At 63.6% G+C, this 13,069-nt stretch carries 12 protein-coding genes; 2 read left to right on the forward strand and 10 right to left on the reverse strand.

Annotated features, from left to right (window positions below; genetic code table 11):
• Window positions 1-233: 233 nt before the first annotated feature.
• The 10 genes from ACP5M5_RS01810 to had all read right to left on the reverse strand — a co-directional run bounded on the left by ACP5M5_RS01810 (window position 234) and on the right by had (window position 10,873).
• Window positions 234-1,079, reverse strand: a complete 846-nt coding sequence (locus tag ACP5M5_RS01810; RefSeq protein ID WP_427935133.1) for a thiamine pyrophosphate-dependent enzyme — start codon at window positions 1,077-1,079, stop codon at window positions 234-236.
• Window positions 1,080-1,084: 5 nt separating this feature from the next.
• Window positions 1,085-2,878, reverse strand: a complete 1,794-nt coding sequence (locus ACP5M5_RS01815) for a 2-oxoacid:acceptor oxidoreductase subunit alpha (protein WP_427935134.1) — start codon at window positions 2,876-2,878, stop codon at window positions 1,085-1,087.
• A 71-nt stretch (window positions 2,879-2,949) separates the two neighbouring features.
• Window positions 2,950-3,195: a YfhL family 4Fe-4S dicluster ferredoxin gene (locus ACP5M5_RS01820; protein WP_427935135.1), complete on the reverse strand. Its 246-nt coding sequence runs from the start codon at window positions 3,193-3,195 to the stop codon at window positions 2,950-2,952.
• 24 nt (window positions 3,196-3,219) lie between these two features.
• The gene (gene bcrD, locus ACP5M5_RS01825; RefSeq protein WP_427935136.1) at window positions 3,220-4,062 is read right to left on the reverse strand and encodes a benzoyl-CoA reductase subunit D; all 843 of its coding nucleotides are present in this window, start codon (window positions 4,060-4,062) and stop codon (window positions 3,220-3,222) included.
• A gap of 12 nt (window positions 4,063-4,074) precedes the next feature.
• A complete protein-coding gene (gene bcrA / locus ACP5M5_RS01830) occupies window positions 4,075-5,388 on the reverse strand; it encodes a benzoyl-CoA reductase subunit A (RefSeq protein WP_427935137.1) in 1,314 nt (437 codons plus the stop codon).
• Between the two features lie 14 nt (window positions 5,389-5,402).
• Complete coding sequence (gene bcrB / locus ACP5M5_RS01835) at window positions 5,403-6,707, reverse strand: benzoyl-CoA reductase subunit B (protein ID WP_427935138.1); 1,305 nt, start codon at window positions 6,705-6,707, stop codon at window positions 5,403-5,405.
• Window positions 6,704-7,876, reverse strand: a complete 1,173-nt coding sequence (gene bcrC / locus ACP5M5_RS01840) for a benzoyl-CoA reductase subunit C (protein ID WP_427935139.1) — start codon at window positions 7,874-7,876, stop codon at window positions 6,704-6,706. The genes bcrB and bcrC overlap by 4 nt, the downstream gene beginning before the upstream one ends.
• A gap of 2 nt (window positions 7,877-7,878) precedes the next feature.
• Window positions 7,879-8,649: a cyclohexa-1,5-dienecarbonyl-CoA hydratase gene (locus ACP5M5_RS01845; RefSeq protein ID WP_427935140.1), complete on the reverse strand. Its 771-nt coding sequence runs from the start codon at window positions 8,647-8,649 to the stop codon at window positions 7,879-7,881.
• Window positions 8,650-8,651: 2 nt separating this feature from the next.
• The gene (oah, locus tag ACP5M5_RS01850) at window positions 8,652-9,785 is read right to left on the reverse strand and encodes a 6-oxocyclohex-1-ene-1-carbonyl-CoA hydratase (protein WP_427935141.1); all 1,134 of its coding nucleotides are present in this window, start codon (window positions 9,783-9,785) and stop codon (window positions 8,652-8,654) included.
• 14 nt (window positions 9,786-9,799) lie between these two features.
• The gene (gene had, locus ACP5M5_RS01855; protein WP_427935142.1) at window positions 9,800-10,873 is read right to left on the reverse strand and encodes a 6-hydroxycyclohex-1-ene-1-carbonyl-CoA dehydrogenase; all 1,074 of its coding nucleotides are present in this window, start codon (window positions 10,871-10,873) and stop codon (window positions 9,800-9,802) included.
• A gap of 340 nt (window positions 10,874-11,213) precedes the next feature.
• Here had and ACP5M5_RS01860 point away from each other — a divergent pair, with 340 nt between their 5' ends.
• Both ACP5M5_RS01860 and ACP5M5_RS01865 read left to right on the forward strand, forming a co-directional pair.
• Window positions 11,214-11,636, forward strand: a complete 423-nt coding sequence (locus ACP5M5_RS01860; RefSeq protein ID WP_427935143.1) for a thioesterase family protein — start codon at window positions 11,214-11,216, stop codon at window positions 11,634-11,636.
• 38 nt (window positions 11,637-11,674) lie between these two features.
• Window positions 11,675-13,069: a phenylacetate--CoA ligase family protein gene (locus tag ACP5M5_RS01865; RefSeq protein ID WP_427935145.1), complete on the forward strand. Its 1,395-nt coding sequence runs from the start codon at window positions 11,675-11,677 to the stop codon at window positions 13,067-13,069.

The raw sequence follows: 13,069 nt of genomic DNA on the forward strand, positions 1-13,069 counted from the left end.
TTAATTGTGGTGACCTATTGTACTTTCTTTCTTCCATCTCAATCAGGCTAAACGTTTTGCCTGCGGCTTGTCAACCTTCGTTAACCTTCGGCGCATGCCTCACTTTATTTTGAAACATCCGACGCCATTGAAAGCGCGTTCAGATCGCGAAGGAGGATGTGAGGATACGAAAAAGCGCGCGCCTGATCCTTGACGCCTTTTTCCGGCGGCGAGCCGTCGCGCGTTCTCGGCCGTCAGCCCGCGGCTTGGCGTTCCACGACGAAGCCGGCTTCGAAATCGGCGGCCGCCATCGCGCGCCGGCGCTCCGGCATGAAAGGGGAATTGCTGCCGGCATAGAGGATGCCGGTGGTGAAGCCATCGTCGCCGGCATAGCGCATCATCGCGGCCGCCGGGTCGGTTGCCGGTGCGTCATCGAGGGCGTGAACCGCCTGTTTCCAGGCGCGCTGCTCGGCGCGGAAGGTGATGCAGGGGCTCAGCACGTGGATCACCGAAAATCCGGGATGGGTGATGCCGGCGGTGATCAGGCGCGCCAGCTCATTGGGATTACCGGCAAAACCGCGGGCGAAGAAATTGACCCCGGCGGCAAGCGCGAGCAGCAGCGGCGCGACCGGCGCAATGCCGGTGCCCGCCGGCGTCAGCTTGCTTTCGCACCAATCGGGCGCGGTAGTCGGCGAGGCCTGGCCCTTGGTCATGCCATAGACCTGATTGTCCATCAGGATATAGGTCATATCGACATTGCGCCGGCAGGCATGCAGGAAATGATTGCCGCCGATCGAGAGGCCATCGCCGTCCCCACCGGCGGCGATCACTGTGAGATCGGGCCGCGCGAGCTTGACCCCGGCGGCAAGCGCCAACGCCCGGCCATGCACGCCGTGAAAGCCGTAGACGCTGGTATAGGCGGGAAGGCGCGAGGAGCAGCCGATGCCGGAAATCAGCGCGATGCCCTCGCGCGGGCGGCCGAGTTCGGCGCAGGCCTTGGCGAGCGCCGTCAGCACCGAATAATCGCCGCAGCCCGGGCACCAGATCGGCTTGATGTCGGACTTGAAGTCTTGTGCGGTCAAAACCGGGATGTCGGGCATGAGCGTCACTCCCACGTGGCGAGACGGGCGAGGATGTCGGCAGGGCGGATGGGCAGCGGCCCGGGACGGCTGATCACCGCGACCTCGGCCGGCAGATCGTAGTTCGCACGAAGGAATTTGTGGAATTGCCGGCCATGGCTCTGTTCGATGACGAGCACCCGCCGCACCCCGTCGAGTGCCGCCGCGAGCAGCACCGGCCGAGCTGGGAGCAGGAGACGGAGCGAGATCAGCCGCACCGCGATGCCCGCGTCCCGCGCCCGCAGCACGGCCTCGCGCGCCGGGCCGGTCGCCGATCCCCAGGTGAGGAGCGCGATCTCCCCCTCGCCCTCGCGATCCGCCCAAGCCTCGCCATAATCGAAGCTCTCCAGCTTGCGCGCCCGCTTATCGAGCTGGGCATAATGATCGCTGGCCTGCGCCGAAGGCGCGCCGCGCACGTTGTGTTCCAGCCCGTCCGCGACATAGCGCGCGCCGGGCGTGCCGGGGATCGCCATCGGCGAGACCCCGCTCGCGGTCAAGGCGTAGCGTTGATAGCCCGCCTCCTCCGTCGGCGCCGCGATCAGCCGGCCGGGGAGGGTTGGCGGCGCCGGCGGCGGCGCGATGACGGCGCGCGATTGGCCCAACGCCTGATCCGAGAGCACGATCGCCACGGTCTGCAAGGTTTCCGCGAGCGCCACCGCCCATTGCGTCGTGACGGCGCAGTCACCGATGCTGTTCGGGGCCAACACCAGGTGCGGTGCATCGCCGTGCAGGCCATGCACCGCGATATCGAGATCGCTTTGCTCGGATTTGGTGGGAATGCCGGTGGACGGCCCGCCCCGCATGACATCGACGACGACGAGCGGCGTCTCCGAGGCGACGGCGAGACCGAGCGCCTCGATCATCAGCGAAAGCCCCGGGCCGGAGGTCGCGGTCAGCGCCGGCGTGCCGGCGAAGGATGCGCCGATCACCATGTTGATGGCGGCGAGCTCGTCCTCCGCCTGAACCAGCATCCCGCCGGTTTTGGCCAGCGCCGGCGCCATCCATTCCAGCACCTCGGTCGCCGGGGTGATCGGATAGGCGGCCACGAAGCCGACGCCGCCCTTGAGCGCGCCAAGGCCGGTCGCCTGATTGCCACTGATATTCCAGCGCGCACCCGTCACCACCGGCGGCGCGGCAAGGCGCAGCGGCGGCAGGCTGGCCGCGGCGTTCACGCCGAGCGCCAAGGCGCCGGCGCTGGCCGCCAGCACTTTCTCGCCCTTGCGGCCGAGTTGCCGCGCCAGAACGTCGGTGACCAGCGCCTCGGGCAGACCAATCAATGCGGCGACCGCGCCGAGCGCAACCATGTTGGCCCGCCCCCCTGGCACCGCGCCCGCGAGCTTTTTCATCGCGAGTGCGACACTATGCGCGCCGCTTTCCCTTATCGCCGTCGGCACCTCGCCCTCGCCCGGATCGCAGATCACAAGGCTCGTCGCTGCCAGCGGCAATTCCGCCGCGAACCGGCTGAAATTCGCCCAATCCAAAGCAACCAGAAGGTCCAAATGATCGTCCGGGGAGGAGACCGGCGCAGTCGCTATGCGAAGCAATGCCGCTGCCTCACCCCCGCGGATCTGCGGGCCCATGGCGCGCGTCATCAGCCCGAAGAAGCCGGCTTTGGCCGCGACATCGAGCAAGATCTCGCCCGCCCGCATCGCCCCGGCGCCACCCGCGCCAATCAGCGCCAGCGAGACCGTGCTCTGGCCGAGCGCGCGCGGCGGAAGCGAGGCGCCGTCATTCGGCTCGAACGCGGCCTCGCTCATCTCTCCGATGTGATCTCGTTCCATGCGCCACCTCCCGAGAGCTCATTTATCCGGTATTTTCGTACCTGATTGCCGCCCTAGTCCGCGACCGCCCGTCATGCGTGCAACGCCTGATATTTCGCGAGCAAGGCCTCGCGTCCTTCGCGAAAATCAGGGTTATCCTCGATGCAATCGGCCGGGCAGACCAGCCGGCATTGCGGCTCGTCTTCGGCGCCGACGCATTCCGTGCAGCGCAACGGATCGATGACAAAGATCGGCTCCGCCATTGCGATCGCCTCGTTCGGGCAAACCGGCCGACAGGCATCGCAACTGGTGCAATTCTCGGTGATCAGCAGGGCCATGATCGTCTCCCTCATACCGCCGGCTCAGGCGGCCTTCTCCAAAGCTTCCTCACGGGCCAGCTTTTCGTGGCGAAACGCTCCCCAAAGCGCCGCCCCGATCGCGCCAGCATAGATCGAATCGGGATGATTGCGCACCGGCCACTGCACCTTTTCCTGTCGCATGGCCTCCTGCATGGCCGCGACCAACCCCTCGTCGTGCGCCAGGCCACCGGTCATCAACACCACGCCGTCGACGCTGCCGATGGTCTTGATCAGCTTTGCCAGGCGATCGGCCATCGAAGAATGGATGCCGCGCAGGATATTGGCGGCGGTGATGCCACGCGAAACCATATTGATCACGTCGGTCTCGGCAAGCACAGCGCAAATGCCGCTCACTTTCTCCGGGCTGTCGCCTTGCTTCGAGAGCGCGCCAATCTCGTCCTGGGCGATGCCGAGATAGCGCGAGATGTTTTCCAGAAACTGCCCGGAGCCGGAAGCGCATTGGCTGGTCATCTTGTAGCTCAGTACCTTGCCGCGTCCATCGATACGGATCGCGCGCCCGTGCAGTGCACCGACATCGAGGGCGCCGCGCGCTTCAGGGTCGAGAAAAATCGCGCCCCGGCCATGGGTGGTCATAGAATAGAAATGCCCGGTATGAAAGCTGAGCGATTCTCCCTCGCCGGTGGTCGCGACATAATCGATATCGCCATGGCGCATCCCGACCTCTTCGAGTGCGGCGTGATAGGCTTCTGTTGCAAGCTGGAACGGATCACGCTGGCGCACCCGATCGACGCGCCTCGCAAGCCAGCGTGTCGTGCTGCCATCGCTTTCGAGAATAACGGTTTTGATGGCGCCGGTGCCGACATCGATCCCTGCGGTTATGGTCATTTTCTCTCTCCGTCACTGGCTGATGGCGCGGCGCGCGAAGGTGGCGGCGCCGAGCGCCCCGGTATAGATCGAATCGGGGTTGATATTGATCGTGACATCGCCATAGTTTTCGACGATCAGATTGCGCAACTCCTTTACCGCCGCTTCGTTCTTAGCGACCCCTCCGGTGAAGGTGAATTGATCGCGCACCCCGCCGCAGCGTGAAATGATCGACATCGCCCGGAGGATGATGGCGCGGTGCAGGCCGGCGATGATGTCCTCGCGCTTTTCGCCGAGCGCCAAGCGGTCACGGAGTTCGGCGCCGGCGAATACCGTGCAGGTGGAATTGATGCGCACGCTCCTCGTCGCCTGCATCGCCAGCGGGCCGAGTTCATGCACACCCATGTTCATCTCATCGGCGATGTAACCGAGATAGCGCCCGCAGCCGGCGGCACAGCGATCATTCATCTGGAAATTTTCGACAATTCCCTGCTCGTCGACCTGAATGCCCTTGGTGTCTTGGCCCCCGATATCGAGTACGGTTCGAGTGTTCGGATACATCATATGCGCGCCAAGCCCATGGCAGAGAATTTCCGAGCGGATGTTTTCCTTGGGAAATGGCAGCGTCACCCGGCCATAGCCGGTGCCGACAACCGAAACCTCTTCGATTTCGGTCCCCAGTGCCTCGCCCACCGGGGCCGAGAGTTTTCCCGCGAGGTCGACAAGCTCCGGCGACATCTCGATCAGCCGTACGAAGGCGCGGCGTAATTTCTCGGTGACGTCGCCGCTCGGCGGGCGATTTTCCACTTCGATGATCGCCTTGTCATAGATATTCAGGAGCCAGTCATAGGAAATGTTGGCGAGTTTTGCCGTCTCCTGCCCAACCGCCATGAAGCGTGAGCCGGCGAGATCACGGAAAAAATCGGATTTTCGGCGAGCGTTGCGCGCAAAGAGCGCGGGAGCATCGGCGCGCAGGGCAACGAAAATCTCACGGATGGCCTCGGCGATGGCGTCCTCACGGCCCTCGAACCGTCGTCCCTTGGCTTTTTCCAGGCATGTCGCTTCGAGATCTTCGATCTGTTCGACGAATTCGCCAAGACGAAAACTGCGCTCCCATGAGCCGAGGAAATCCTCGAGCCTGGATTCGGCCGCGGCGACGCCGGCGAGGCCGCGCTGCAACAGCATGAAGCGGGCCGAAAGCAGCGCCTCGTATTTCGCCACCTTGCAAGCGGTGTCGTAATTGGCGCGAGAATTGGTGATCCCGCGTCCGAGCACCTCCATATTCTCGTCGAGTACTACCGCCTTGGTGGTGGTAGAGCCGAGATCGATGCCGATGAAAGCACGCATGTCGAGATCTCCCCTCACGCCGCGCGTGCGGCGGACCGGCCACCGGCGCGCCGTTGATCGACCATCTGGAAATAGCTCTCGAGTCGATTCTTGATGTTCGCCGGCGAGAAATAGCGCGGATCGACGAGATCGCTTTCGATGAACGCCCCCGGCTTTCCCGTCCGCCGCTCGATCTCGCGTAGCACCAGCAACTGGCCGGCGGAGAAGCTGTTGCAGCTCTTGATCGAGTTGATCAACAGACCGTCCGCTTGATACTCTTCCATGTATTTTTCGATGAGATCGATGCGTGCCGGCAGATTGCGGTTGGTGTAGCAGCCGAGACAATATTCGGCCAGGCTTTCCAGCGGGCGATCGGGATCGTGGCGGAAGCCGAGATCATAAAGGCCGCCGACCTTGCTATAGGTACTGGCGACGACGACCGCGCCTTCCTCATAGAACATCTTCCAGAAATCACGGAAACTGGTCCAGTTCGGCGGCCCTTCCACCACCAGCCGGTAGCGCTCGCTCGTCATATCGCCGGCCGGCGTCACTGGCCCCTGACCACGCGCCAGCCGTTCCTCGATTTCGGCACGCAGCAACCGATAATACTCGACCGCGTCCTCTGAGCCGCGGAAAGCGGTGAAGATCGGGCCGATATAATAGACACCACCGAAATAGGCGTCGATCGGCGACGGCTTGGCTTTCGCCGACTCCAGCACCCAAACCAGATCCTCTTCGGCGCGCGCCGAGCGCGCGAGATTCTCACGCAAGCGATCGATGTCGAATTTCACGCCGCTCACCCGCTCCAGCTTCGGAATCACCTCTTCCTTGAGCTGCTTGACGACGTACGAGACCATGTTGGGCGTGACCTTCCCGTCCCCCTGGTAGGGCACGTGCAGCATCGCGGTTTCGCATTTATACTGCTCGCGCAGCAGCTCGAACCATTTCATGAAGGTAAAGCAGCCGGTGTAGGAAAGCAGCAGAAGATCGGGAGCGGGCAGCCTTTGGCCGTCCGGCCCGATATTGCCCTTGGCGATCATGCCAAGATCGGCCTTGACATAGGTGCAGACATCCTCGGAATGGCCGCGCTTCTCGGCTTCCATGATATAGCCGCCGGTCTTCTTGCGCATGCCATTCTGGATCGCGTTGATTTCCGGCAGATTGTTGAGCATGTCAAAGCACATGATCAATTCGTTGAGATTGCCGGGAACGAAGGTCGCGGCGACCTTCTGGCCCTCGGCGACGGCGCCTTCGAGCTTGCTGTAATTCCCTGCGATCATTGCCTTCTGCTTCAACATCGAGCTGTCTTTGATCGCTTGGGTCGCATCACTTTTGGTCATGGGTTGCTCCACAGCTTGATGGAATCAGAGAACGTGCCGGCCTGCTCGCGGATCGGCTGCATCTGTCCGGAATTTTCTGCGTATTTGAACGCGATGAAGGGAATGTCGTGGGCGGCGAGAACATGTTGCAGCATCGGCCGCTCGAGTAGCGCCGGATCGCAGAAGCTTGGCGATGCGAAGATCACACCCTCGGCCCGCGTGCGCCTGACCGCCTCCACCAGATAGAGGCCCTTTTTTGCCTCGTCTGGTTCATATTTCGCTGAGGTATCGCTCGAATTATGTAGATAAGCGAGGGCGAGATTGGCGATCGGGTCGCCCTCTTCGGCGACATCAGAGCGTTCCCACCGATTGACAAGCATAAAATCGTCATCGACGATATAGCAGCCCGCGAGCTCGATCGATTTGATCAGATTGAGCGGCGGCTGCTCACAGAATGCGCCCGTGACGACGACGCGCGAATTATCCCGCCGCGGCCGTGCTTCCGCCGCCGCCGCCGCCAAATATTCGCGCAGCATGCGGCTATGCTCCTCGACCGCGACGATCATGCCGGCGCGCATCAGAAGATACACCTCCGCCGACGGGGCTTGCCAGGGCTGGCGCGCGCGAAACGCATAGACCTCGCGTACCAACGCGCGGTTTTCGTTATAGAGAGCTATCGAGGCGCGGATTGCGTCGTCGCTCACCGCCCACCCACTTGCTTCGGCCAGCATATCCCGCACTTCGCGCAGTTCATGGGTGTAGAACTCCCCGCCAACGTCGTCGCGGTAATTCTGCGGCACGTCGAAATAGCGGCTCCGGACATTGGGAAACATGATTTTCCACATGCCGGAGAGGTTGCGAATCACGTCGCAGATCGACGGAAACAGCATCGCATCGACGAAATCGAGCCGATTGGTAACCCCGAGCTCGATGGTCGAGCGCGGGATACGACAGATATAACTTTGGTAATAGGCATCGCCCTGGATGACCTCGAGCTGTTCGCCGCCGCCAAGCACCCCGAGCGGCAGCCCCCCGGCGGCGTGGATCAGCTCGCGCGGCACATAGAATGGCATGTAGCCGACGACGATGCGCCCGGGCGCGGCCGCTTTCCACTCCCGCGCATAGGTGAAATTGAGGTCGTCAAACAGCGCCTGGCAACGGGCGATGATTTCGGCCGTGGATGTACTCATGTCTACCGGTGCTCCCAATGCGGTGTGCGTTTTGCAAGAAACGCCTGCAGCCCGACCAGCGCGTCCTCTGTGCGCATCAGACCATCGAGGTAGAGCGCTTCGAGTTCACTCAGGCGCACCCGCGTCCGGGCGATGAGATCGGCGCGCGCCGCGGCCATCGCGTGGGCGAGCGCGGCGGCGCTCTTGTCGGCGAGATGGGTGGCGAACCATTCTTCCGCTTCCCCCGCGGGGTCTTCGCTCACCGTCTGGATCAGCCCGATCGACCGGGCTTCCGCGGCGCCGAGGCTGCGGCCGGAGAGCAGCATATCCTCCGCCGCCGGACGGCCGATGCGTTCGGGGAGAAGCGCGGAAGCCGCCGGCGCGAATACGCCGAGCCTGATCTCCGGCTGGCCAAACATCGCGTCGGGGGCGGCGAAGATGCGGCTTGCGGTGAGTACGAGTTCGAGCCCACCGCCGAGGCATTGCCCGCGCACCACGCAGAGAACGGGCACCGGCAACGCGAGAAGGCGCAGCAAAAGCGCATGAAACCCGCGCAGCATGGCGGCGCACTGCGCCGGCAGATGCTCCTCGACACTGGCACCGAAGCTGAAATGCGGCCCTTCGGCATCGATCAGGACCGCGAGCGTCGGGCCGGAATCCAAACCCGCAGTCAGCGCGGCATCGAGTGCTGCGATCATCGAGGCATCAAGAATATTGGCCTTGGGCCGCATCAAGCGCAAGCGGAGCAGCGCTTCACCCTCGCGACGCCAGGCGCGAGCCGGAGCGGCGTCCATGGTCAGGCTCCCGCGCGCGGGATCAGGCTCTCGACCAGAGCCTCTGTCCATGGCGCGCCTTGCGCAAGTGCCAGACGGAGAGAGACGAAATCGATTTCGCGCTGCTCGCGCGGACCTTCATTGAAGGCGCGAAAGCCGGTGCGCGCCTCGGCCAGCATATTGAGCGCGAGCCAAGCCCGCGAGTCTTCTTTGTTGCGGTTCCACGCTTCAATTTTCGGCTTACGAAGTTCTTCCAGGCTTTTTGTCAAACATTCCGGGAAGGTCAGCAGCAACTTGCCACAGAGCGCGTCGACCTTCTCATCGAGCAGCGAGAGGTCGATGGTGCCGCGGGCGAGCATGCGCTTTCCCTCGTCCAACGCAGCGCCGGTTTTGGGTTCGCCGAGCGCAAAGCGGCCCCACTCGTCCAACAAGCGATCGGTGATCACCAGCGGATTGGGCACGAAGTTGCCATCGACCTTCAGCGCCGGAACGATGTCGTGTAGCATGCCGAATCGATAGGCCTTGTGCGCCGACCAATGTTCGCAGAGTGTGCCGGATTCGAGAGCCCGCTCCATGCCGATCATCAGCGGCAGGAAATCGGTCGCGCCGCCGATCGCCGCCGAGCCGTGTTTGGGACCAGCCTGGCCGAGGCGGGCGAGATCCTGGGCGATCGAGAAATCACACGCCATGCCGATCTCCTGGCCGCCGCCGATACGCATGCCGTTGATACGGCAAACGACAGGCTTGTCGCAGCCGAGAATGGCCGAGACCATGTCGTTAAACAGGCGCATATATTGGCGGTATTCCTGCGGATTTCCGGCATAATACTCAGCGTATTCCTTGGTGTTACCGCCGGTGCAAAAGGCACGATCACCGCTGCCGGTGAAGACCACCGCGACGACATCGCGCGCCGCGGAGGCCGCGCGAAAGGCAAGGATCACGCCCTTTACCATCGCCGTCGTATACGAATTGAGCTGGCTTTGGTTGTCGAGAATGATCCAGATGTTATTGAGCCCCTCGACAATTCTGCCGTCGGGGAGGCGCGCCGGGCGCGTCTCAACCCGCAACCCCGGGAAGGAAATCTCTTCGGCCAGCGTATGCGAAGCCAGGGTCGCAGGCTTGGTGCGAGCGGCAACAGCAAGCGGGGTTTCAGCCATGGATCGGTTTCCTCTCAGAAGGCGGGGACAAGAATGGCACGACGCTTCAACGCGTGCGCGTGCGCTTTGGTGAATACCGCGTTGATCTCATCAAGCGGATGGTGTTCGATGAATGGCGTGAGCCGCACTTTGCCGGCAAGCACGAGGTCGAGAGCGGCGGGATAAAGTTCCGGCGGACAGCCCCAGTTGCCGAGCGCGCGGGCATCGAACGCCATCAGATTGGAGAGCCTTATCTCCACCCGCGCCATCGTGAACCCGACCACGGCGAGTGTCGCGCCAGGAACAAGCAGACCCCAGGCATTGCTTTGACCGGCGGCGGTGCCGGAGCATTCAAAAATTTTCCACTCCGTCTGCCGCAGGCCGCGCGCGGTCGCGAATGCGACGATCGCCGCCTTCTGGGCGCGCGGATCGACCGCCCGCGCATCGAGCGTCAGGGCGGCGCCATAATGGCCGATCTCGTCGAGCTTGTTGGTATCGATGTCGATCGCAACGACGGTTGCCCCGAAGGCGGCGGCGATCTGCGCAGCATAGCCGCCAACGCCGCCAATCCCAATGACGATCGCGAGATCTCCCGGCCCGACGCCGGCGCGGTGTACTGCCTGATAGGGTGTCGTTACCGCATCCGCGACCACGGAAACGTCGGCGAGCGCAAGGCCGGCGGCGGCGAGCCGGACGGGATCGACCGCGCAGAGGCCGCGCCCCGGCACGCGGATATGGCTCGCGAAGCCGCCATCGATGTCATTGCCTGGCATTTTCTGGCGCCGGCAGATAGTCACAAGACCGCGCCGGCAAAGATCGCATTCTCCGCACGGGAGCACCGCCGGGATGATAACCGCCTGGCCGAGCCAGCGCTCTTCGCCGGCGCCGGCGGCGACCACATGGCCACTGATTTCATGGCCGAGCGCGAGTGGCGGCGGCTGATGGGTGCGCACGCCATCATAGACATAGCCGAGATCAGTATGGCAGACGCCACAGCCAGCAATCGCCACCACCACTTCGCCGGCGCCGGGAGGAAAGGGATCGAACCCGCGCCGAATGAAGGGCGCAGCTGGTTCGGTCATCAACCATTGGTAAGCCGTCTCGGCCATCCCCGGATCTCCTCCGCCGTTATGGTCTTGCGGTGTCGATGAAGCCATCGCCAGCCCCATTATAACCATATTTCCGCACCGTATTACTGATTATGCGGCTAAGGTCCCGTTTGCCCCCGATGATCGCATCTCGCTTTGATCTAGATCAATGTCGCGTGCTTTTTTGTGCCGACAATGCGCGCCTCTAGAGGTCGGTTAATTAGGTAAAAACTTACTCTTTTCGGTAAAAAGACGGCCAACCGTCGACCTCGACGAGGAGTCTATAAAGCCGCGGTCCTAAACTCATTCGATCGAACCCGGGCCTGTTCCTCAAGCGCCGCTATTGCAAGGAGAAACGTCGATGAAAGAAACCCTTCGCCCAGGTCTCTCACGCACAGAAACCCGGATCGTCGATCGGTCGCGCACGATCGATTTCATGGGCGAGGATCTGCGCATCTACGGCACCCCAGAGCTGCTGCGCGATATCGAATTCATCTGCCGCAACTTGCTTTTGGCGCATTGTGACGTCGGCGAGGATTCGGTCGGCGTCAGCGCCGCGTTCGACCATTCGGCGGCCACCCCGCTCGGCATGGAGGTCCGCATCACCGCGACCATCGCCGGGATCGAGGGCCGCCGCGTCGTGCTCGATGTCATCGCCTTCGACGCGATCGAGGAAATCGCCCGCGGCCAGCACACCCGCTTCATCGTCGATATGGCGAAATCGAAGCAACGCTTGGCCGCGAAAATCGCGAAAGCGCAAATGGCTGGCGCGGCGGAACGTTGAGCCGCTGCGCGGAAGCCGTTCTAAGGGAGGGACAAGTGATGGGCCTCGCCGACAACAGCATTGCCTTTCGTCGCGACCTTTGCGATGGCCGCGGCGATGGTGCACTCGCCGCGCCGCACATCCTCCCGGCCCGCGATGCCTATCGCTTTCAGCCGGCGATCGAGACGATGTCGCGCGATGCGCTGGCCGCCTTGCAGTGGGAGCGGCTGCGCGCGGTGCTGCGGCGGACCTACGACCGGGTCGCGCCCTATCGTGCGAAATGCGACGCCATCGGCGTGCGGCCGGAGGATCTTCGCAGGCTCGACGATCTCGCCCGCTTCCCCTTCAGCCTGAAAACCGATCTCCGCGATGCCTATCCGTTCGGTCTTTTCGCCGTGCCGCGCGCCGATGTGTTGCGGCTGCATGCCTCTTCGGGCACCACCGGGCGGCCCACCGTGGTCGGCTATACCAGCGGCGATCTCGATCTCTGGGCCGAGTTGGTCGCCCGTTCCCTCGCCACCGCCGGGGCGCGACCGGGTGATGTCATCCACAATGCCTACGGCTATGGCCTATTCACCGGCGGGCTCGGCTTTCACGGCGGCGCCGAGCGCCTGGGCGCCACCGTGGTGCCGGCTTCCGGCGGCGGCACCGAACGGCAGGTTACGCTGCTGCGCGATTTCGCCGCGACCGTGCTGTGCGCAACGCCATCCTACGCCCTCAACCTCGCCGAAGTCGCCGAACGCGACGGCATCGATCTCCGCGCCGGGCCGCTGCGGCTAGGCCTGTTCGGCGCCGAGCCGTGGTCGGAGGGGATGCGCGCCGAACTCTCGGCGCGGCTCGGGATCGTCGCCCGCGATGTCTATGGTTTGTCGGAAGTGCTGGGTCCAGGGGTCGCGGTCGAGTGTGAAGCCGCTGCTGGCCTCCATGGCTGGGAGGATCATTTCTTATTCGAGACAGTGCATCCCGAGACCGGCGCGTCCCTGCCGCCAGGGACGCCGGGAGAGCTGGTGATCACCACCCTCACCAAAGAGGCGCTACCGATGCTGCGCTATCGCACCCGCGACATCACCCGCCTCGATGTCACACCCTGCGCTTGCGGGCGGACGCATGCGCGGATCATGCGCATCACCGGGCGCAGCGACGACATGCTGATCATCCGCGGCGTCAACCTCTATCCGAGCCAGGTCGAGGCGGCGTTGGTCGGCGTCGCCGGCGCGAGCCCGCATTATCAACTCGTCGTTGAGCACAAGGGCGTGATGGATACGCTGACGGTGAGGGTGGAAGCCGATCCGTGCCTCGATCCCGCCGGCTATGCGGCGCTCGCGCGCGAGATCGCACACCGGATCAAATCGCTGATCGGCGTCAGCGCCGCGATCGCGGTCGAAGCGACGGGTACGTTGCCGCGCTCGGAGGGTAAGGCGGCGCGGGTGCGCGATCTCCGGCCCGCGCCGTAA

This window comes from Acidibrevibacterium sp. (assembly GCF_049965395.1).
Lineage (GTDB): Bacteria > Pseudomonadota > Alphaproteobacteria > Acetobacterales > Acetobacteraceae > Acidibrevibacterium > Acidibrevibacterium fodinaquatile.